Genomic DNA, 20,668 nt, shown 5'->3' on the forward strand with positions numbered 1-20,668 from the left:
GTTTCCGTTCGTCCATACGACGGAAATGCCAATTAACAACAAATGGAACAAGGAGTTGTGGAGTGATTCTGAGGTTTATTCTCAGCGTTGTGGATAACTTACCGGTTCGACCGTAACGGGATTCTTGTTGTCGGCCCTCTGTCTCTGGGCTAATGTATACCAAGAACCAGACGCCCTCGCGGGCGGACATCCATATTCCGCTCAGATGCCGCTGCACGCCACAAAGATCGCCATGCTGCCAAGCAAGCTCGAATTCAAGCCGATCGAGAACACCTTCAGCCTGAAGGGGCATATCTACGAGACGCTGCGTGAAGGCATCACCTCGATGAACATCTATGCCGACGACGCCGAGCTGAAGCTCGACGAACGCCAGCTCTCGGAGCAGCTCGGCATCAGCCGCACGCCGATCCGCGAGGCGCTGGCGCGGCTGGAGCAGGAGGGACTGGTCCAGGTCATTCCGCGCCGCGGCGTTTTCATCGTCCGCAAGACGCGCAAGGAAATCCTGGAGATGATCACCCTCTGGGCGGCGCTGGAAAGCATGGCCTGCCGCCTGATCACGGAGCACGCCAGCGACGAGGACATCGCCTCGCTGCGCAAGATCTTCGTCTCCTTCAACAACGGCCAGGTGCAGGCCCACATCGACGAGTATTCCGACCGCAACATCGAGTTTCACCAGAAGATCCTGGAGCTCAGCGGCTGCTCGCTGCTGAAGGAGACCGCCGACCGGCTGTTCCTGCACATGAAGGGCATCCGCGCGCGCACCATCAGCGAGCTGGACCGCGCCAACCGATCGATCATCGATCACATGCACATTATCGAAGCGCTCGAGGCGCGCGACGCGACACTCGCGGAACGCCTGTCGCGCGAGCACACCCTGAACCTGGCGGCGCACATCGAAGCGAACGTCGACTATCTGGATTAGGAACCGCTTGGATTGAGATAAGGGGCCTTTGGCCCCCGGAGTTAGGTGGACCGATCGGTCCGATTGGCAGGAAGCCGCAGTCAATAGCGGTGCGCTTGGGAGGCAACATGGAACTATGGAGATACGCATGAGCGATCCGGCAGTGAAGACGCTCGATCAGGACAACCGATCGGGCGAAGCCGCACCGCAAGAGCTTACCGACGGTTTTCACCTCGTCATCGACGCGCTTAAGCTCAACGACATCAACACCATTTACAACGTGCCGGGGATTCCGATCACGGACCTGGGCCGCTACATGCAGGCCGAGGGCATGCGCGTGCTGTCGTTCCGGCACGAGCAGCACGCCGGCTACGCCGCGGCGATCGCCGGCTTCCTCACCAAGAAGCCTGGCGTTTGCCTGACGGTTTCGGCGCCTGGCTTTCTCAACGGCCTGACGTCGCTGGCCCATGCCACGACCAACTGCTACCCGATGATCCTCATCAGCGGCTCGTCCGAGCGCGAGATCGTCGATCTGCAGCAGGGCGACTACGAGGAAATGGACCAGCTGGCCGTCGCCAAGACGCTCTGCAAGGCCGCCTACCGCGTCCTGCATCCCGAAGACATCGGCATCGGCATCGCCCGCGCCATCCGCGCGGCGGTCTCCGGGCGCCCCGGCGGCGTCTATCTGGACCTGCCGGCCAAGCTGCTGGGTTCGGTCATGGAGGCCGAGGCGGGCGCCAAGTCGCTGGTCAAGGTGATCGACGCGGCGCCGGCCCAGATCCCGTCGCCGGACGCCGTGGCGCGCGCTCTCGATGTGCTGAAGAGCGCTAAGCGGCCGCTCATCATTCTCGGCAAGGGCGCCGCCTACGCGCAGGAGGACGACGCCATCCGGGCGCTGGTCGAAAAGAGCGGCATCCCCTACCTGCCGATGAGCATGGCCAAGGGCCTGCTGCCCGACGACCATCCGCAGTCGGCCGGCCCGGCGCGCTCGCTGGTGCTGAAGGAGTCCGATGTCGTCATGCTGATCGGCGCCCGCCTCAACTGGCTGCTGTCGCACGGCAAGGGCAAGCAGTGGGGCTCCGCGCCGAAGAAGTTCATCCAGATCGACATCGAGCCGCGCGAGATGGACAGCAACGTCGAGATCGTCGCACCCCTGGTCGGCGACATCGGCTCCTGCGTGAAGGCCCTGCTGGACGGCATGGGCGGCAACTGGAAGCAGCCGCCAACGGACTGGACCTCCACCATCAAGGAAAAGCGGGACGGCAACATCGCCAAGATGGCGCCGCGCCTGCGCAACAACAACGTGCCGATGGACTTCCACGGCGCGCTGGGTGCGCTCAAGGAGATCTTCGCGGAGAACCAGGACGTCATCCTGGTCAACGAGGGTGCCAATACCCTCGACTTCGCGCGCTCCATCATCGACATGTACAAGCCGCGCAAGCGCCTGGACGTCGGCACCTGGGGCGTCATGGGCATCGGCATGGGCCAGGCCGTCGCTGCGGCGGTGGAGACGGGCTGTCCCGTGGTCGCCGTCGAGGGTGACAGCGCCTTCGGCTTCTCGGGCATGGAGATCGAGACGATCTGTCGTTACAACCTGCCGATCTGCGTGGTTGTCTTCAACAACGGCGGCATCTACCGCGGCACCGACGTCAACCCCTCGGGCAGTTCCGACGTGGCGACGACCGTCTTCGTGAAGGATGCCCGCTACGACAAGATGATGGAGGCCTTCGGCGGCGTGGGGGTCTATGCGACCTCGCCCGACGAGCTGTCCCGTGCCGTGAAGGCGGCCATCGAGTCCGGCAAGCCGACCCTGGTCAACGCGGTGATCGACGAGAAAGCCGGCACCGAGAGCGGGCGCATCGGCAATCTCAATCCGCAGAGCGTGGTTGCCAAGAAATAACCCGCTCGCTAGAGCCAACTTTAGAAAGAAGAAGCAGGAGCACGCAATGAAAGCTCTAGAAGGCGTCCGCATCCTGGATTTCACCCATGTGCAATCCGGTCCGACGTGTACGCAGTTGCTGGCATGGTTCGGTGCCGACGTGATCAAAGTCGAGCGTCCGGGCGTCGGAGACGCCACCCGCGGACAGCTGCGCGACATTCCCGACGTCGACAGCCTGTATTTCACCATGCTGAACCACAACAAGCGCTCCATCACGCTCAATACCAAGAGCGAGAAGGGCAAAGAGGTCCTGCGCAAGCTGGTCGAGACCTGCGACGTGCTGGTCGAAAACTTCGCGCCCGGCGCCCTGGACCGCATGGGCTTCGGCTGGGACGACGTGCAGAAGATCAACCCGCGCATGATCTATGCGTCGGTGAAGGGCTTCGGCCCCGGTCCCTACGAGGACTGCAAGGTCTACGAGAACGTCGCCCAGTGCACCGGCGGTGCCGCCTCGACCACCGGCTTCCGCGACGGCCCGCCGACGGTGACCGGCGCTCAGATCGGCGATTCCGGCACCGGTCTGCACCTCGCCCTCGGCATCGTCACCGCGCTGTTCCACCGCGAGAAGTCGGGCCGTGGCCAGCGCGTGCTGGCGGCCATGCAGGACGGCGTGCTGAATCTCTGCCGCGTGAAGCTGCGCGACCAGCAGCGGCTGGAGCACGGGCCGCTGAAGGAGTACAGCCAGTACGGCCAGGGCATCCCCTTCGGCGATTCGGTGCCGCGCGCCGGCAACGATTCGGGCGGCGGCCAACCTGGCTGGATCGTGAAGTGCAAGGGCTGGGAGACCGACCCGAACGCGTACGTCTATTTCATCACCCAGGCGGCGGTGTGGGGCAACGTCTGCGACCTCATCGGCAAGCCGGAGTGGAAGGAAGACCCGGCCTACGCCAAGCCGGAGGCGCGCCTCGACAAGATCCCGCAGATCTTCGACACCATCGAGGAGTGGACCAAGACCAAGACGAAGATCGAGGTCATGGCGGCGTGCAATCCGCTCGACATTCCCTGCGGTCCGATCCTGTCCATGAAGGAACTGGCCGAGGAGCCGAGCCTGAGGGAGACCGGCACGATCGTAGAGGTCGATCACCCCGAACGCGGCAAGTACCTCACCGTCGGCAATCCGATCAAGCTGTCGGACTCTCCGGCGGATGTGAAGCGCTCGCCGTTGCTGGGCGAGCACACGGAAGAGATCCTGAAAAGCGTCCTCGGGTATTCGGAAGAGGAGGTCCAGGAAACCTGGGCGAGCGGCGCGCTGGGCGACATGCCGAAACGGGCTGCCGCCGAGTGAACGATTGGCGTCGCGCCGGGATCAGACGCTGCGACGCCGATTGAGCCTCATCAACCAACAAGACCGGCCTTGAAAAGGCGCCGGTCTTAAAGACACGGGGAATTACGGGGATGCGAATTGTCGTCCACGGCCAGCAGGCCTTTGGAAAAGCGGTGCTCGAGAAGCTGCTCGAGCGTGGTGAGAACGTGGTGGGTGTGTTCTGCGCGCCCGACAAGGAAGGCCGGCCGGCCGACCCGCTGAAGGAGTTCGCCCTGGAGAAGGGGCTGACCGTGCACCAGCCCGCGTCGTGGAAGACGCCGGAGGCGAAGGAGCTGATGGCGTCTTTCAAGCCGGACCTCTGCGTCATGGCCTACGTGACCCTCTTCGTGCCCCAGGACGTCGTCGACCTGCCGACCAAGGGCACCATCCAGTACCATCCCTCGCTGCTGCCGCTGCACCGCGGCCCGAGTTCGATCAACTGGCCCATCATCATGGGATCGAAAAAGACCGGCTTGACCATCTTCGAGCCCGACGAGGGCCTCGACGAGGGCCCGGTCATCCTGCAGAAGACCGTCGACATCGGCCCCGACGACACCCTTGGCTCGCTCTACTTCGACCATCTCTTCCCGATGGGCGTCGATGCCATGGTCGAGTGCGTCGACCTGGTGCGCGACGGCAAGGTGACGAAGACTCCGCAGGATCATAGCAAGGCGACCTACGAGAGCTGGTGCCGCAAGGCCGACGCCGAGATCGACTGGTCGAAGCCGGTCGACGAGGTCTACAACCTGATCCGCGGCACCAATCCGCAGCCTGGTGCTTGGACCACCTGCAACGGCAACGAACTGAAGATCTTCGACAGCCGCAAGGTGGATGGCTCCGGCACGCCGGGCAGCGTCATCGCGGTGGACGGCGACAGCTTCACCGTGGCGGCCAAGGGTGGCGCCATCCGCGTCGACCGGGTGCGCCCGCACGATGACAAGAAGATCTCCGCTGGCGACTTCGCCGCCAAGGCCGGCCTCGCCGCCGGGTCGAAGCTCGGCAGCTGATCCGACAAGCAAGAACGCCGTTCCAGCCGGGCAGGGCACGTCCCGCCGGCCGGGGCGGGTAGACAACAATCATCTAGAGAACAGGCAGATAACCGTCATGGCCAAGTCCGATATCGAAATCGCCCGCGAAGCGAAGATGAAGCCGATCACCGAGGTCGGCGAGAAGCTGAGCATTCCTGCCGACGCCCTGATGCAGTACGGACCGACAAAGGCCAAACTCAGTTTCAAGTACCTCGAATCGCTGAAGTCCAAGAAGGACGGCAAGCTGATCCTGGTAACGGCGATCTCGCCGACGCCGGCCGGCGAGGGCAAGACGACCACCACGGTCGGCCTCGGCGACGGCCTCAACCGCATCGGCAAGAAGGCGATGATCTGCCTGCGCGAGCCGTCGCTCGGCCCATGCTTCGGCATGAAGGGCGGCGCCGCTGGCGGCGGCTATGCCCAGGTGGTGCCGATGGAGGACATCAACCTCCACTTCACCGGTGACTTCCATGCCATCACCTCGGCGCACAACCTGCTCTCCGCGCTGATCGACAACCACATCTACTGGGGCAACGAGCTGGCCATCGACGAGCGCAGGGTGATGTGGCGCCGCGTGCTCGACATGAACGACCGCGCGCTGCGCGACACGGTCACCTCGCTGGGCGGCGTCGCCAACGGCTTCCCGCGCCAGACCGGCTTCGACATCACCGTGGCCTCGGAGGTCATGGCCATCTTCTGCCTGGCCGACGGTCTGGCCGACCTGCAGCGCCGCCTCGGTGACATCGTCATTGCCTACACCCGCGACCGCAAGCCGATCTATGCCCGCGACGTGAAGGCCGAGGGGCCGATGACCGTGCTGCTGAAGGACGCGCTGATGCCGAACTTCGTGCAGACGCTGGAGAACAATCCGGCCTTCATCCACGGTGGCCCCTTCGCCAACATCGCGCACGGCTGCAACTCGGTCTCCGCCACCAAGACGGCGCTGAAGCTGGCCGACTACGTGGTCACCGAGGCGGGCTTCGGCGCCGACCTGGGCGCCGAGAAGTTTTTCGACATCAAGTGCCGCAAGGCCGGCCTGAACCCCGAGGCGGTGGTCATCGTCGCCACGGTGCGCGCGCTGAAGATGCACGGCGGCGTCGCCAAGGACGGCCTCGGCGACGAGAACGTCGAGGCGCTGAAGAAGGGCTGCGCCAACCTGGGCCGCCACATTGCCAACGTGAAGAAGTTCGGCGTGCCGGCAGTGGTCGCCATCAATCGCTTCGTCAAGGACAGCGAGGCCGAGCTGGCGGCGATCCAGGAGTTCGCCAAGAGCCAGGGCGTCGACGCCGTGATCTGCGAGCACTGGGGCAAGGGCTCCGAGGGCACCGAGGAACTGGCCAAGAAGGTGGTCGGCCTGATCGACGCCGGCGGCGCGAAGTTCAAGCCGCTCTATCCGGACGACATGCCGCTGTTCGAAAAGATCGACACGATCTGCAAGCAGATCTACGGCTCGTCCGGCGCCATCGCGGACAAGAAGATCCGTGACCAGCTGAAGGCCTGGGAAGACGAGGGCTACGGCAAGCTGCCGGTCTGCATGGCCAAGACGCAGTACAGCTTCTCGACCGATCCGAACCTGCGCGGCGCACCGAGCGACCATGCGGTGCCGGTCCGCGAGGTGCGCCTCTCCGCAGGTGCCGGCTTCATCGTGGTGATCTGCGGCGAGATCATGACCATGCCGGGGCTGCCGCGTGTGCCTTCGGCCAACAGCATCCGGCTGGATGAGGCCGGTCAGATCCAGGGCCTCTTCTGAGGCTGGCTCTAAGGTCGTGCCAGGGCCTGACAGCAGGCCCTGGCGCCGCCGCACTGTGGAAGTCTCGGCCGTGGCGATCTGGGCCACGGAAATCTGGTAGGGAGAAGTCCGGGCATATCTTTTGTTTTCGTTCGATGCAGATGGAAAAGCTGCGCGAACCGTTGTTGGGAGGAACCCTGAATGACTGTGCGTACGATCCTGGTCCCGGTGCGCGGAGACGGCAAAGGCGAAGGGGTGCTCGACCACGCCCTCAGTCTCGCCAAGCGTCACAACGCCCACCTGGAGGTTCTTCATTGCCGGGCCAAGCCAGAGGACATGATCCCCTACGGCGTGCCGATCCCGGCAAGCCTGCGTAAATCCCTCACCAGCTCCGCTTCCGCCCTGGCGGATGAGGCGGAAGCCCAGATCCGCAAGCTGTTCGACGACTACTGCGCCAAGCGCGGCATTCCCGAGGTCGACACCTTCCCCTGGCCGATGGACCAGGTGTCCGCAAGTTGGCACGAAGCGACCGGCAAGCAGGCCAATGTCATCGGCGTTCGCGGCCGGCTCGTCGACCTCATCGCGGTGGCCAAACCCGACCGCGACCAGAACCTGGGACTGAATACCTTGCAGGCCGCTCTGCTGGAGTCGGGCAAGCTGGTGCTCATGTGCCCGCCTAAGTCGGTGGGCGAGCTTGGCGCCAAGGTCGCGGTTGCCTGGAACGGCAGCGGCGAGGCGGCCAAGGCGTTGACCGCCGCCCTGCCAGTCCTGCGCAAGGCCGATTCTGTCGTGCTGCTGGCGTCGGCAGACTCGAAACTGCCGGTCTCCGCCGAAGAGGCCAAGATCTATCTGGAAATTCACGGGGTCACCTGCACGACGCAAAGCTTCAAGCGGACGTCGTCCTCGGTGGTGGCGCAGGTTCTGCTGGAGGGCGCCAAGAAGGCTGGCGCCGACTGCCTGCTGATGGGCGCCTACGGCCAGAGCCGGCAGCGCGAACTGATCATGGGTGGAGTGACGCAGTATGTCGTCGATCACACGGATCTGCCGATTCTCTTTATGCATTAGCCGGGCAGGCGCGCCCGGCGCCCGGCGGCCGCCAGGAGAGGCAGCCGCCGGCGCGCCGGCGCGGACCTCTGCGGCGCGGAGCGCTTCGGCATGACCGGGCGCCTGCAAGGTATCTTCGGGCGCGCCGCTGGCCGCCGTTGCGGGGCGCTTTGCTGCAGGCGACAGACGGCAACCTCAAGTTTAACTAAAATCAGAGGCACCTTGCTCGCCGGCCGTGTGGCGGGGTGGCTGCGCAGCCGCGCGCGGGTACGCCACGCCCTTACCTCGCGTGTGCGAACGGATGGCCGCTCGCGCGGTGATGGCGACGGCGAAGTAATGGTGGGGGTGGGTTTCCAAACACCTGTTATTTCGCAAGAAATCTACAAGAAGCCGGTGAAAGGTCTGTTTGTTTGGCCAAATATTGCACTGCAGCAAGGCGATCTATTTTGACGGTAAACAATAAGAACAGTAGACCTGACGGCTAACTCACGGTATTTTGTATACCACACACCATGGAGGCGCGTTTTTCGGCCATGGTTCGTAAAGAAAAGAACAGGATAAGGTGCTAAGTTCAAAAAATGCTGGGTCTTCAACCCTATGGAGAATACCCTTCTAGCCTGTCCATAAGAATACACCGGGAGGTACAAAAGCATGAAAGTTACCAGACGAGTTCTCACTGGCTGCGCGCTGGCGGTAGGTATGGGCGCCGCGTTCTCGGGGGTCATGGGTTCTGAAGCCCAGGCATGGGAGCCCAGGAAGCCGGTTGAGATGATCATCATGGCGGGCACCGGCGGCGGCGCCGACCAGCTCGCCCGGCTGATCCAGTCGATCATCGAGCAGGAGAAGCTGTCACCCCGCCCGTTCATTCCGATCAACAAGCCGGGCGGCTCCGGCGCCGAGGCGCTGCGTTATCTGCAGGACAAGGAGGGTGACGACCACGTCGTCCTGGTCACCCTGAACAGCTTCTATACGACGCCGATCATCAACGAGGGTCTCGGGGTCGACGTGACCAAGTTCACCCCGATCGGTCTGATGGCGCTGGATACCTTCCAGTTGTGGGTTACCTCGGACAGCGGCATCGACTCGCTGGATGACTGGGTGAAGACCGTGAAGGCGGCCGATCGCTGGAACGTCGGCGGCACCGGCAAGGGCCAGGAGGACTCGATCCTCTTTGCCATGCTGCAGGCCGAGTTCGGCATCGACAACATCACCTACATCCCCTTCGAGGGCGGCGGTACGGTGGCGAAGAACCTGGTCGGCAAGCACATCGCTTCCACGGTGAACAACCCGTCGGAGCAGATGGGCTTCTACGAGGCCAAGCAGAGCAAGCCGCTGGTCCAGTTCACCGACGAGCGGCTCGCGCTGTTCCCGGACGTGCCCACCGCCAAGGAACTGGGCACCGACATCGTCTACTTCATGCAGCGTTCCTTCAACGCGCCTCCGGGCATGTCCAAGGAAGCTCAGGACTTCTACGTCGACCTGTTCGGCAAGGTGTTCAACTCCGAGACCTGGCAGAACTACTGCAAGGACGAGGGGCTGATGTGCGACACCTACGTTTCCGGTGACGAACTGGCTGCTTTCCATGACAAGCAGCTGGCCCGCCACAAGGCTCTGATCGAAAAGGTCGGCGCCGCGGCCATCACCGGCCAGTAAGGCCTACGGGAGCAGGGGGCGACCTCCGGATCGCCCCCTGCGACCCCGGCCTTGTCGACGCGGCGCATTGCCGCCTCCGGATCAGCACAATATTCAACTTCGCTACTTTGCGTTTTCCTGGGAGGGCGCCGGTATGACGGTTCGTACTGCCGAATTGCTGGTCGCGATCGTGCTCGCGATCATGTCAATCGGAATCATGTGGAAGAGCACGGAGCTCAATATCGGCTGGGTCAAGGGCTCCGGCCCGGGCGGCGGCGCCTGGCCGTTCTGGCTGGCCGGCGGCATGCTGGTGACCTGCATCTGGACCATCGTCAGGTGGGTTCGCCGCGTGACGCCGCAGTCGCGCTCGACCGAGATCTTCATGACCCGCGATACCCTTGCCATCGTCGGCCCGATCGTCGTCGGACTGGTCCTGTTGATGGCCGGCACGCACATCATCGGCATGTATCTCTCCGTCTTCATTTTCATGATCGCCTTCGTGCGCTTCCTCGGCCGGCACAGCTGGGTGACGACGATGGCATTGGCGATCGCGGCGCCGACCATCATGTTCTGCCTCTTCGAGTGGGCGCTGGCGACGACGCTGCCCAAGGGCATCTCGGAGCCGCTGTTCTATCCGCTCTACGACCTCATCTACTGAGCGGTCGCGCAGGGCAATGGCGGCTCGGTCGCTACCAGTCGCGTCGGACAGGCCCTAGGGCTGCCGCAGACGCGGGTTCTCAACACAAGAAAATCAGACGGTAGTCGGACATGGAAATTTTAACCGCGCTCATGGGTGGTCTGGTCGAGGCGGCACAGCCGATCAACCTGGCTATGATGGTCATCGGCTGCATCGTCGGCCTCTTTGTCGGCGCCATGCCGGGCCTGGGGTCGGTGAACGGCGTGGCGATCCTGCTGCCGCTGACGTTCCTGGTGCCGCCGAACGCGGCCATCATCTTCCTCGCGTCGATCTACTACGGCGCCATGTACGGCGGCGCCATCTCGTCGATCACCCTGGGCATACCGGGGGCGTCGACAGCGGTGGCGACGGTCTTCGACGGCAGACCCCTTGCCCTCGGCGGCAAGGCCGACCAGGCGCTGATGGCGGCGGCGATCGCCTCGTTCATCGGCGGCACGGTCTCGGTCGTCCTCTTCACGCTGGCGGCGCCGCCGCTGGCCTCCTTCGCGCTGGCCTTCGGTCCGCAGGAGGAATTCGCCCTGATGATCCTGGCCTTCGCCACCTTCATCGGCCTGGGCGGCGACGATCTGCCCAAAACGATATTCTCCATCTGCATCGGCCTGGTGCTGGCCGCCGTCGGCTTCGACATCGTCTCCGGCAAGCCGCGCCTGGTATTCTTCGACATCGACGGCTTCTTCCACGGCATCAACTTCCTGGTCCTCGCCATCGGCATCTACGGCATCGGCGAGATCCTGTGGAACTTCGAGCAGTCCGGCGGCTCGACCCAGGTCGCCTATGTGAAGTCGACCTTCAAGTCGATCGTCGAGAACATAAAGCGGGCGAAGCACTACTTTGGCACGGCGATCTGGGCCGGCGGCCTGGGCTATGTGGTCGGCGTGCTGCCGGCGGCCGGCGCGACGCCGGGCTCGCTGATGGCCTACGGCCTCGCCAAGACCTTCTCGAAGAATCCCGACTCCTTCGGCAAGGGCAACGTGGTCGGAGTCGCGGCGCCGGAGTCCGCCAACAATGCGGCGTCGACCGGCTCGATGCTGCCGATGCTGACCCTCGGCATTCCCGGCTCACCGACCACGGCGATCCTGTTGGGCGGTATGATCATCTGGGGCCTGCGTCCCGGGCCGATGCTGTTCGTCGAACATCCGGACTTCGTCTGGGGTCTGATCGGCTCGCTCTACATGGCGAACATCTTCACCGTGATCATCAACATCGCCTTCATCCCGGTCTTCGTGAAGGTGCTGGTAACCCCGATGACGATCCTGGCGCCGGTCATCTTCGTGCTCTGCATCGTCGGCGGCTATGCGCCCGAGAACTCCCTGCACGACGTCTGGCTGATGATCCTGTTCGGGGTCTGCGGCTACATTCTGCGCAAGCTTGACTACCCGGTGGCGCCGGCGGTGCTGGCCATCGTGCTGGGCGAGTTGGCCGAGAGCTCGCTCAGGCAGTCGCTGATCTCCTCGCAGGGCGATCCGACGATCTTCCTGACCCGGCCGATTTCGGCGACCATCCTGTTCTTCGCCGTGGCGCTGATCGCGGTCCCGATCGTGCGCAAGCTGCTGCCGAAGAAGACGGCCGCGCCGGCGGGGGCCTCGGGCGGCGACGTCTGAGGAAGCGACGGAAAAGGGGCCCGTGCCGGCTTGCCGCCGCCGCGGGCCCGCCCCGTCTAGAGGCTCCCTGAAACGGCCTTGCGAGGCGGGGGCTGAATGGTCCAAAGGCCCAATGGTCTTGGGAACCGCTGCCAGGGTATCGATGGGGCAAGCGGTTCTCGCGGGGAGAAAAGCGTTGATGGAGCGTGGCTCTCTGGTATACCATATGCCACATGATCGGCCTTAGAGCCCTGCTGAGGAACGCTGTCTTAGTCATTGATTTTCTTTCATAGGATGATGAGGCGGGCGGATCCATGAATCTTCACGAATACCAAGCCAAGGCGCTGCTGCAGCGCTATGGGATCAAGAGCCCGGCGGGCCGGCTGGCCCGCAGTGCCGATGAGGCGGCGGAAGCTGCCCGCGGTCTGGCCAAGGATCAGGCCAATGCGGGGCGCTGGGCCGTCAAGGCGCAGATCCACGCCGGCCTGCGCCAGGGCGCCGGCGGCGTCAAATTCTGCGATAGCCCCGAGGCCGTCAGGGATGCCGCGGCGGCGCTGCTTGGCCACCGGCTAGTGACGCCGCAGACCGGCGCGAAGGGCAAGCTGGTGCGCTCGGTCTACGTCGAGCAGGCGGTCGCTTACGAGCGTGAGATCTACCTGGCCGCGCTGGTCAACCGCTCGGCCGGGCGCGTCGCGCTGATCGCCGCGGGCGAAGGCGGCAACGACATCGAGGCGCGCCTCGCGGCGGCGCCGGAGAAGATGCTGTCCCTGGTGATCGATCCCGAAAGCGGCGTCGCCGAGGACAAGGCGCGCGCGCTGGCCGGACAGCTCGGCCTCTCGGGGGCCGGCGCCGATCAGGCGGTCGTCCTGATGCGCGCGCTCGACAAGGCCTTTTCGGACTGCGATGCCAGCCTGATCGAGATCAACCCGCTCGTGGTCACGGCTGAAGGCGACCTGCTGGCGCTCGACGTCAAGATGGTGCTGGACGACAACGCCCTGTTCCGCCACGGCGAACTCGCCGACCTGCGCGACGAGGAAGAGATCGATCCAGCCGAGTTGGAGGCCAAGCTCTACAACCTCAATTACGTGCGCCTGGACGGCAACATCGGCGTCATGGTCAACGGCGCCGGCCTGGCGCTGGCCACCGTCGACCTGCTGAAGGAGCAGGGCGGCGAGCCGGCCGACTTCATGGACGTCCGCCCGGAGGCGACCCGGGCGCAGGTGACCTACGGCTTCAAGCTGCTGCTGCGCAATCCGTCGGTCGACGCCATCCTCGTCAACATCTACGGCGGCGGCATCCTGCGCTGCGATACCGTGGCCGAGGGCATCGCCACCGCCTGCAAGGAAGAGGGGCTGCGCGTGCCGCTGATCGTGCGCGCCGCCGGCACCAATGGCGAGCTGGCGCGCAAGATCCTCATGTCGCAGGGCATCCCCGTGACCTTCGCCCAGAGCCTCGGCCAGGCCGCCGCCAAGGTGGTCGAGGTCGCCGGCAGAAAGGCAGCCTGATGGCCATCCTGATCGACAGCGACACCAAGGTCATCTGCCAGGGCTTCACCGGCGCCCAGGCGACCTATCACATGGAACGCGCCATCGCCTACGGCACCAAGGTGGTCGGCGGCGTGGTGCCCGGCAAGGGCGGGCGCGGCCACCTGGGCCTGCCGGTCTTCGACACCGTGGCGGAGGCGCGCGCGGCGACCGGGGCGAGCGCCTCGGCGGTTTTCGTGCCGCCGCGCAACGCGGCCGACGCCATCATCGAGGCGATCGACGCCGGCATCGGGTTGCTTGTCTGCGTCACCGAGCGCGTGCCGGTCATGGACATGGTGCGGGTGAAGAGGCGGCTGGAGGGATCGGCCACGCGGCTCATCGGGCCGAACTCGCAAGGCATCCTGATCCCCGGGCGCTGCAAGATCGGCGTCATGCCGGCGCATCTGGAGCGTCCCGGCAAGGTCGGCATCGCCTCGCGGTCGGCCTCGCTGACCTCGGAGGTCATCGAGCAGATCTCCGGCCAGCGGCTCGGCCAGTCGACCTCGATCGGGATCGGCGGCGACCCCGTGCACGGCATGGGCTTCGTCGACTGCCTGAAGCTGTTCTTCGAGGACCCGGATACCGAATGCGTCGTGCTGCTGGGCGAGATCGGCGGCAGCGACGAGGAAGAGGCGGCCGCTTTTCTAAAGGCCAACCCGGCGCCCAAGCCGGTGGTCGCTTACGTCGCCGGGCTGCACGCGCCGACCGAGCGCCGCATGGGCCATGCCGGCACCGTGAACGTGTTCGGCCAGGGTGATGCGGCGGCCAAGATCGAAGCGCTGCGCGCGGCGGGAGTGACCATTGCGCCTTCGCCGGCGGAAATCGGGCTCGCCGTCCGGCAGACGGTGATGCGGGCGGCCTGACGGGACGCTTGCTGCCGGGCAAATACGGAAGAATGGGTCGTTAACGGCCAAGTCAGTGCCGACACCGCTCGGCAGGGTAGGGCGGCCTCCGAAGAGGGGCCGAGTTCAGGATCGGAGATTAGTCTATGCCAGAGGGAACGCCGCGCCCGTTCGAGCGGCAGATTCATCCGGGCTCCGGCCGCCGCAAGGCGCTGAAGACCCCCAAGGGACGCCAACTCGATCCCCAGGCGCAGGCCGACATAGAGGGCCTGCTGGGGGACCGTCCGCGGCGGCCGGATCTGCTGATCGAACATCTCCACCTGATCCAGGACAGTTTCGGCCATCTCTCCGCGCGCCATCTGCGCGCGCTGGCGGATGAAATGAAAATGCCCATGGCGGCGGTCTATGAAGTGGCCTCGTTCTACGCGCACTTCGACATCGTGCTGGAAGGCGAGGCGCCGCCGCCGCCGCTGACCATCCGCGTCTGCGAGTCGCTGACCTGCGAGATGATGGGCGCCCAGGACCTCCTGCGGGCGCTGCCCGCCGAGGTCGGCGCCAAGGTGCGCGTGCTGGGTGCCCCCTGCATGGGACGCTGCGCCTGCGCGCCGGTGGCCGAGGTCGGCCATCGCCACGTCGACAACGCCACGGTGGAAAGCCTGGTGGCCGCCGCCGCCGGCGACCACCATGCGGTGATCCCCGACTACACCGACTTCGAAGCCTACCAGGGCGCGGGCGGCTACACGCTGCTGCGCGCCTGCCTGGCCGGCGAGCGCACGCCGGAGGAACTGATCACGGCGCTGTCCGACGCCAGCCTGCGCGGCCTCGGCGGCGCCGGCTTCCCGACCGGCAAGAAGTGGCAGATCGTGCGCGGCTTTCCCGGCCCGCGCCTGATGTCGATCAACGGCGACGAAGGCGAGCCCGGCACCTTCAAGGACCGCCACTACCTGGAGAGCGATCCGCACCGCTTCCTGGAGGGCACGCTGATCGCCGCCTGGGCGGTCGGCTGCGAGCGTTGCTACGTCTACATCCGCGACGAATATCCGGCGGTGCGCGAGATCCTCAAGCAGGAGATCGCCAGGCTGGACGCCGCGGGTCTCACAAAGCATTGCCCCCTGGAGCTGCGCCGCGGCGCCGGCGCCTACATCTGCGGCGAAGAGTCGGCGATGCTGGAATCCATCGAGGGCAAGCGCGGCCTGCCGCGCCACCGCCCGCCCTACATCGCCGAGGTCGGCCTGTTCGGACGCCCGACCCTGAACCAGAACGTCGAGACCATGTTCTGGGTGCGCGACATCGTGGAGCAGGGCGCAGGGTGGTTCGCTTCCCACGGCCGCAACGGCGGCAAGGGCCTGCGCTCCTATTCGGTTTCCGGCCGGGTGAAGTCGCCGGGCGTGAAGCTGGCGCCCGCCGGCATCTCGGTGCAGGAGCTGATCGACGAGTTCTGCGACGGCATGGCCGAGGGGCACAGCTTTCGCGCCTACCTGCCGGGCGGCGCCTCAGGCGGCATCCTGCCGGCCTCCATGGGCGACCTGCCGCTGGAGTTCGGTGCCCTCGACAAGTTCGGCTGCTTCGTCGGCTCCCACGCCGTGGTCATTCTCTCTGACAAGGACGACCTCAAGGCGGCGGCGCTGAATCTCATGAAGTTCTTCGAGGACGAGTCCTGCGGCCAGTGCACGCCCTGCCGCAACGGCACCGAGAAAGCGGTTCAGCTGATGAGCCGCAAGACCTGGGACAAGCCGCTGCTGGAGGAGCTTTCGCAGGTCATGCGCGACGCCTCGATCTGCGGCCTGGGCCAGGCGGCGCCCAATCCCCTGCTGTCTATTTTCAAGTACTTCCCGGAGGAGCTGAAATGACCGCGATGACCTCAGCACCGAAGAAGGAAGTCGTCCGCTTTAGCCTCGACGGCCAGGACGTCGAGGCGCTGCCGGGCGAGACCATCTGGCAGGCGGCCTCGCGCTACGGCACCAAGATCCCGCATCTCTGCTACGCGCCGGAGCCGGGCTACCGCGCCGACGGCAACTGCCGCGCCTGTATGGTGGAGATCGAGGGCGAGCGCGTGCTCGCCGCCTCCTGCATCCGCGAGCCGCGCGACGGCATGGTGGTGAAGAGCGCCAGCGAGCGGGCCGAGAAGGCGCGCTCCATGGTGTTCGAGCTGCTGGTCGCCGACCAGCCCAAGCGCGAGACTTCGCACGACCCGGAGAGCAAGTTCTGGCATTGGGCCTCCGACATCGGCGTCGACACGAGCCGCTTCCCGGCCCGCGAGACCTGGGCGCCGGATGTCAGCCACACGGCCATGTCGGTGAACCTGGACGCCTGTATCAACTGCAACCTCTGCGTCCGCGCCTGCCGCGAGGTCCAGGTCAACGACGTCATCGGCATGGCCTACCGCGGCCACGGCGCCAAGGTCATCTTCGACTTCGACGACCCGATGGGCGAGTCGACCTGCGTGGCCTGCGGCGAGTGCGTCCAGGCCTGTCCGACCGGCGCCCTGATGGAGGCCAACCTGCTGGACGCCAAGGGCAAGCGCGTCGAGTACGCCGACCGGACCGTCGACAGCGTCTGTCCCTACTGCGGCGTCGGCTGCCAGACCACGGTGCACGTGAAGGACGACAAGATCCTCTACATCGACGGGCGCGACGGCCCGGCCAACCAGAACCGTCTCTGCGTGAAGGGCCGTTTCGGCTGGGACTACATCTACAGCCCGCACCGCCTCACCAAGCCGTTGATCCGCCGCGACGACGCGCCCAAGCGCTGGGACGACCAGGTGGACTCGATGAATCCCTGGACCCACTTCCGCGAGGCGACCTGGGAAGAGGCGCTGGAGCGCGCGGCCGGCGGCCTGAAGAAGGTCTACGAGGAGAACGGCCCTAAGGGCCTTGCCGGCTTCGGTTCGGCCAAGGGCTCCAACGAGGAGGCTTACCTTTTCCAGAAGCTGATCCGCACCGCCTTCCACACCAACAACGTCGACCACTGCACGCGGCTGTGCCATGCCTCCTCGGTGGCGGCGCTGATGGAGGGCATCGGCTCCGGTGCCGTCACGGCGCCCTTCACGGCGGCCAAGGACAGCGACTGCATGATCATCATCGGCGCCCGTCCGGGACAGAATCACCCGGTCGCCGCCACCTTCCTGAAGAACGCGGCCAAGCGCGGGGCCAAGATCATCGTCATGGATCCGCGCGGCCAGCAGATGGACCGCTACGCATACAAGCACCTGATGTTCAAGCCGGGCCGCGACGTCGCCCTGCTGAACGCCATGATCCATACCATCATCGAGGAAGGCCTCACCGACGAGCAGTACATCCAGGCGCACACCAGCGGCTATGAAGACCTGAAGACGATGGTGAAGGATTTCTCGCCGGAGGCCATGGAATCGGTCTGCGGCATCGACGCCGCCACCATCCGTGACGTCGCGCGTACCTATGCCCGCTCGGAGCGCTCGATCATCTTCTGGGGCATGGGCATTTCCCAGCACGTGCACGGCACCGACAACTCGCGCTGCCTCATCGCGCTGACCATGATCACCGGCCAGATCGGCCGGCCCGGCACCGGCCTGCATCCCTTGCGCGGCCAGAACAACGTGCAGGGCGCTTCCGACGCCGGCCTCATCCCCATGGTCTACCCGGACTACAAGTCGGTGGAGCTGGAAGAGGTGCGCCAGCACTACGAGAAGTTCTGGGGCACCAACCTGGATCCCAAGCGCGGCCTGACCGTGGTGGAGATCGTCGACGCCATTATCGCCGGGCAGATCAAGGGCATGTACGTCATGGGTGAGAACCCGGCGATGTCGGACCCCGACCAGGCGCACGCCCGCCAGGCCCTCGCCAAGCTGGAATGCCTGGTGGTGCAGGACATCTTCCTGACCGAGACGGCCTGGCACGCCGACGTGGTGCTGCCGTCCTCGGCCCATGCCGAGAAGTGGGGCAGCTTCACCAACACCAACCGCGAAGTGCAGATCGGCCGCCCGGTGGCGCCGCCGCCGGGCGAGGCGCGCCAGGACTGGGAGCTGATCCAGGAACTCGCCGTGCGCCTCGGACTCGACTGGACCTATAAGCACCCCAAGGACGTCTTCACCGAGATGACCGAGGTCATGCCCTCGCTTAAGAACATCACCTGGGATCGCCTCGTGCGCGAGGACTCCGTCACCTATCCGGTCGACGGGCCCGACGTGCCGGGTAACGAGATCCTCTTTGCCGAGGGCTTCCCGACGCCGGACGGGCGCGCCAAGATCGTGCCCGCCAGCCTGGTGCCGCCGGCGGAGATTCCCGACGAAGACTATCCGCTGGTGCTGACCACGGGCCGCATGCTGGAGCACTGGCACACAGGGGCGATGACCCGGCGCGCCACGGTGCTCGACAACCTGGAGCCGGAAGCCGTCGCCAGCCTCAACCCGCGCCAGCTGCGCACCCTTGGGCTGGAGCCCGGCGACATGGTGAAGGTGGCGACGCGCCGAGGCGAGATCGCACTGAACGTGCGCTCCGACCGCGACGTGCCGGAGGGCATGGTCTTCATCCCCTTCTGCTTCAACGAGGCGGCGGCCAACATGCTGACCAACCCGCAGCTCGACCCCTTCGGCAAGATCCCGGAGTTCAAGTTCTGCGCCTGCAAGGTCGAGCCTCTCAAGGCCGCGGCCGCGGCGGAGTAGCGCCGGGCGCCGAGTCCGGCGCAAGAATCGCCAAGACGATTCAGGCCCCTGTTTGGTGAGTTGGCGGGCAACGGCCCCGCCAACCACCAACAGGAGTATCATGCCTTTCCGTCACGGTTTGCAGTTGCCGGTGCTGCTATGAAGGCCGGGCAGGCCGGCCGCTTTGCCGGCAAACGCGTGCTGGTCACCGGTGGCACCTCCGGCATCGGCCGTGCCGCCGCTCTGGCCTTTGCCGGCGAGGGCGCGCGGGTGGTGCTGTCCGGACGTGACGCGGCGCGCGGCGCGGACGTGGTGCGCGCGGCCGAAGCGCTCGGGGGAGAGGCGGCCTTTCTGATGGCCGACGTCACCGATCACGCCGCGATGGACCGCCTGGTCGAGCAGGCGGCCAAGCGCCTGGGCGGCCTCGACATCGCCTTCAACAACGCCGGCTTCCAGGAGCGTCGCGCCCTGCTGCACGAGCAGACGATGGCGACTTACGACACCGTCTTCGATACCAACCTGCGCGCCGTCTTCGTCGCCATGCAGGCGGAGATCGCCGTGATGCTGGGTCAGGGCGGCGGCGTCATCGTGAACAACGGCTCGGTCAGCGGCCTGCGCAACCCCAACCCGGGCCTGGCGCTCTATTGCGCCTCCAAGGCGGCGCTGCTGTCGCTAACCCGCTCGGCGGCAATGGAGTACGCCGAGCGGGGCATCCGCATCAATACGGTCTCGCCAGGGCGGGTCGAGACGCCGATGATGGCGGCCGCCGTCGACGGCAATCTCGCCAAGGTGGCTGAGGGCCTGCCGGCCCGCCGCATCGGCCGGCCGGAGGAGGTCGCTGCCGCCGTGCTGTGGATCGCCTCGCCGGAGGCCGGCTTTGTTTTCGGCCACAATCTCTGCGTCGACGGCGGCTTCCTTTCGGCCTAGCATTGCGGCGGCCAGGGAACGGCGATCGGCTGATGAGGGATTGAACATGGCGCGCTTAGCCGCGGCCAACCGCTGCGATCTGTGGGGAGCCGCCGGGCTGCCCGGCGTGCTGCTGATGCGCGCGGATCTCACCGACCACGAGTTCGCCCCACATGTGCACGACGAACTGGTCGTTGCCGTAACAGAGCAGGGCGGCGCCGAGTTCGACAGCCGCGGCGTCCGTGATATTGCCGAGGTCGGCACCACGCTGGCCTTCAATCCCGGCGAACCCCACGCCGGCCGCCTGGGGCGCAGCAGCCGCTGGCGCTATCGCTCTTTCTACTTCGACGTCGCCGCGCTCGACCGCCTCGCCGCGGACCTGGAAATGCCGAGCGAGGCTCTGCCCGGCTTCTGCACGAACAAGCTGAACGACCCCGGAATCACCGCGGCGCTGCAGAGCCTGCACGCGGCGACCGAGGAGGACGCTTCGCTGCTCGGCCGGCAAACCGACCTGCTGAGCGCCATGGCCGAGCTTTACCGGCGCCACGGTAGCCCGCGCCCGCGCGTCAGGCCGCTGGGCCAGGAGCGCTCGCGCATGGGGTGGGTCGCCGACTATCTGCGCGAGCACTATGCCGAGGCGATCACCCTCGAACAGTTGGCCGTGGTCGCCGGGATGAGCGCCTTTCATCTGGCGCGCAGCTTCAAGAAGGAGATCGGCCTGCCGCCGCATGTCTTCCTGACCCAGTTGCGCCTGCAGCAGGCTAGGCACCTGCTCGCCCAAGGCCTGGGTCAGGCCGAGACGGCGGCTGGCGTCGGCTTCTACGATCAATCGGCGCTGTCTCGCCACTTTAAGAAGATCTACGGCGTGACCCCGGGTCAGTATGTCAGGGCCAAGGTGTTGGCCTGAGGCAAAGCTGCGTCAACTA

The 20,668-nt window shown here is 65.8% G+C and carries 16 protein-coding genes; all 16 read left to right on the forward strand.

Features of this window, described 5'->3' with window-relative positions; all coding sequences use genetic code 11:
• Window positions 1-232: 232 nt before the first annotated feature.
• The 16 genes from WDC82_RS22095 (at window position 233) to WDC82_RS22170 (ending at window position 20,649) form a co-directional block, all read left to right on the forward strand.
• The gene (locus WDC82_RS22095; protein ID WP_340119582.1) at window positions 233-922 is read left to right on the forward strand and encodes a GntR family transcriptional regulator; all 690 of its coding nucleotides are present in this window, start codon (window positions 233-235) and stop codon (window positions 920-922) included.
• A gap of 127 nt (window positions 923-1,049) precedes the next feature.
• Window positions 1,050-2,801, forward strand: coding sequence for an oxalyl-CoA decarboxylase (gene oxc / locus WDC82_RS22100; RefSeq protein WP_340119583.1), 1,752 nt, complete (start codon window positions 1,050-1,052; stop codon window positions 2,799-2,801).
• 46 nt (window positions 2,802-2,847) lie between these two features.
• Window positions 2,848-4,125 carry a formyl-CoA transferase gene (frc, locus tag WDC82_RS22105; RefSeq protein WP_340119584.1) on the forward strand — a complete coding sequence of 426 codons (1,278 nt, stop codon included), beginning with the start codon at window positions 2,848-2,850 and terminating at the stop codon, window positions 4,123-4,125.
• A gap of 110 nt (window positions 4,126-4,235) precedes the next feature.
• On the forward strand, window positions 4,236-5,150 hold the full coding sequence (locus WDC82_RS22110; RefSeq protein WP_340119585.1) for a methionyl-tRNA formyltransferase: 915 nt from the start codon (window positions 4,236-4,238) through the stop codon (window positions 5,148-5,150).
• Window positions 5,151-5,247: 97 nt separating this feature from the next.
• Window positions 5,248-6,921, forward strand: a complete 1,674-nt coding sequence (locus WDC82_RS22115; RefSeq protein WP_340119586.1) for a formate--tetrahydrofolate ligase — start codon at window positions 5,248-5,250, stop codon at window positions 6,919-6,921.
• 180 nt (window positions 6,922-7,101) lie between these two features.
• Complete coding sequence (locus WDC82_RS22120; RefSeq protein ID WP_340119587.1) at window positions 7,102-7,965, forward strand: universal stress protein; 864 nt, start codon at window positions 7,102-7,104, stop codon at window positions 7,963-7,965.
• Between the two features lie 90 nt (window positions 7,966-8,055).
• Window positions 8,056-8,394 (forward strand): hypothetical protein, encoded by a 339-nt coding sequence (locus WDC82_RS22125; RefSeq protein WP_340119588.1) that lies wholly within the window; start codon window positions 8,056-8,058, stop codon window positions 8,392-8,394.
• A 318-nt stretch (window positions 8,395-8,712) separates the two neighbouring features.
• Complete coding sequence (locus WDC82_RS22130) at window positions 8,713-9,597, forward strand: tripartite tricarboxylate transporter substrate-binding protein (protein WP_340119589.1); 885 nt, start codon at window positions 8,713-8,715, stop codon at window positions 9,595-9,597.
• 133 nt (window positions 9,598-9,730) lie between these two features.
• On the forward strand, window positions 9,731-10,234 hold the full coding sequence (locus WDC82_RS22135; RefSeq protein WP_340119590.1) for a tripartite tricarboxylate transporter TctB family protein: 504 nt from the start codon (window positions 9,731-9,733) through the stop codon (window positions 10,232-10,234).
• Between the two features lie 110 nt (window positions 10,235-10,344).
• On the forward strand, window positions 10,345-11,874 hold the full coding sequence (locus tag WDC82_RS22140; protein WP_340119591.1) for a tripartite tricarboxylate transporter permease: 1,530 nt from the start codon (window positions 10,345-10,347) through the stop codon (window positions 11,872-11,874).
• 293 nt (window positions 11,875-12,167) lie between these two features.
• Window positions 12,168-13,358 carry an ADP-forming succinate--CoA ligase subunit beta gene (gene sucC, locus WDC82_RS22145; RefSeq protein ID WP_340119592.1) on the forward strand — a complete coding sequence of 397 codons (1,191 nt, stop codon included), beginning with the start codon at window positions 12,168-12,170 and terminating at the stop codon, window positions 13,356-13,358.
• Complete coding sequence (sucD, locus tag WDC82_RS22150) at window positions 13,358-14,239, forward strand: succinate--CoA ligase subunit alpha (RefSeq protein WP_340119593.1); 882 nt, start codon at window positions 13,358-13,360, stop codon at window positions 14,237-14,239. Before sucC ends, sucD begins: the two co-directional genes overlap by 1 nt.
• A gap of 125 nt (window positions 14,240-14,364) precedes the next feature.
• A complete protein-coding gene (locus WDC82_RS22155; RefSeq protein ID WP_340119594.1) occupies window positions 14,365-16,068 on the forward strand; it encodes an NADH-ubiquinone oxidoreductase-F iron-sulfur binding region domain-containing protein in 1,704 nt (567 codons plus the stop codon).
• Window positions 16,065-18,857: a formate dehydrogenase subunit alpha gene (gene fdhF / locus WDC82_RS22160; protein ID WP_340119595.1), complete on the forward strand. Its 2,793-nt coding sequence runs from the start codon at window positions 16,065-16,067 to the stop codon at window positions 18,855-18,857. The genes WDC82_RS22155 and fdhF overlap by 4 nt, the downstream gene beginning before the upstream one ends.
• A 138-nt stretch (window positions 18,858-18,995) precedes the next feature.
• On the forward strand, window positions 18,996-19,763 hold the full coding sequence (locus tag WDC82_RS22165; protein WP_340119596.1) for a glucose 1-dehydrogenase: 768 nt from the start codon (window positions 18,996-18,998) through the stop codon (window positions 19,761-19,763).
• Between the two features lie 46 nt (window positions 19,764-19,809).
• Window positions 19,810-20,649 carry an AraC family transcriptional regulator gene (locus tag WDC82_RS22170; RefSeq protein WP_340119597.1) on the forward strand — a complete coding sequence of 280 codons (840 nt, stop codon included), beginning with the start codon at window positions 19,810-19,812 and terminating at the stop codon, window positions 20,647-20,649.
• Window positions 20,650-20,668: the final 19 nt, after the last annotated feature.

This window comes from Pelagibius sp. 7325 (assembly GCF_037652055.1).
GTDB lineage: Bacteria > Pseudomonadota > Alphaproteobacteria > Kiloniellales > Kiloniellaceae > Pelagibius.

Coding starts and splice junctions, on each gene's coding strand:
- WDC82_RS22095 (WP_340119582.1), top strand. CDS start 233: ATGCTGCCAAGCAAGCTCGAATTCAAGCCGATCGAGAACACCTTCAGC.
- oxc (WP_340119583.1), top strand. CDS start 1,050: ATGAGCGATCCGGCAGTGAAGACGCTCGATCAGGACAACCGATCGGGC.
- frc (WP_340119584.1), top strand. CDS start 2,848: ATGAAAGCTCTAGAAGGCGTCCGCATCCTGGATTTCACCCATGTGCAA.
- WDC82_RS22110 (WP_340119585.1), top strand. CDS start 4,236: ATGCGAATTGTCGTCCACGGCCAGCAGGCCTTTGGAAAAGCGGTGCTC.
- WDC82_RS22115 (WP_340119586.1), top strand. CDS start 5,248: ATGGCCAAGTCCGATATCGAAATCGCCCGCGAAGCGAAGATGAAGCCG.
- WDC82_RS22120 (WP_340119587.1), top strand. CDS start 7,102: ATGACTGTGCGTACGATCCTGGTCCCGGTGCGCGGAGACGGCAAAGGC.
- WDC82_RS22125 (WP_340119588.1), top strand. CDS start 8,056: ATGACCGGGCGCCTGCAAGGTATCTTCGGGCGCGCCGCTGGCCGCCGT.
- WDC82_RS22130 (WP_340119589.1), top strand. CDS start 8,713: ATGATCATCATGGCGGGCACCGGCGGCGGCGCCGACCAGCTCGCCCGG.
- WDC82_RS22135 (WP_340119590.1), top strand. CDS start 9,731: ATGACGGTTCGTACTGCCGAATTGCTGGTCGCGATCGTGCTCGCGATC.
- WDC82_RS22140 (WP_340119591.1), top strand. CDS start 10,345: ATGGAAATTTTAACCGCGCTCATGGGTGGTCTGGTCGAGGCGGCACAG.
- sucC (WP_340119592.1), top strand. CDS start 12,168: ATGAATCTTCACGAATACCAAGCCAAGGCGCTGCTGCAGCGCTATGGG.
- sucD (WP_340119593.1), top strand. CDS start 13,358: ATGGCCATCCTGATCGACAGCGACACCAAGGTCATCTGCCAGGGCTTC.
- WDC82_RS22155 (WP_340119594.1), top strand. CDS start 14,365: ATGCCAGAGGGAACGCCGCGCCCGTTCGAGCGGCAGATTCATCCGGGC.
- fdhF (WP_340119595.1), top strand. CDS start 16,065: ATGACCGCGATGACCTCAGCACCGAAGAAGGAAGTCGTCCGCTTTAGC.
- WDC82_RS22165 (WP_340119596.1), top strand. CDS start 18,996: ATGAAGGCCGGGCAGGCCGGCCGCTTTGCCGGCAAACGCGTGCTGGTC.
- WDC82_RS22170 (WP_340119597.1), top strand. CDS start 19,810: ATGGCGCGCTTAGCCGCGGCCAACCGCTGCGATCTGTGGGGAGCCGCC.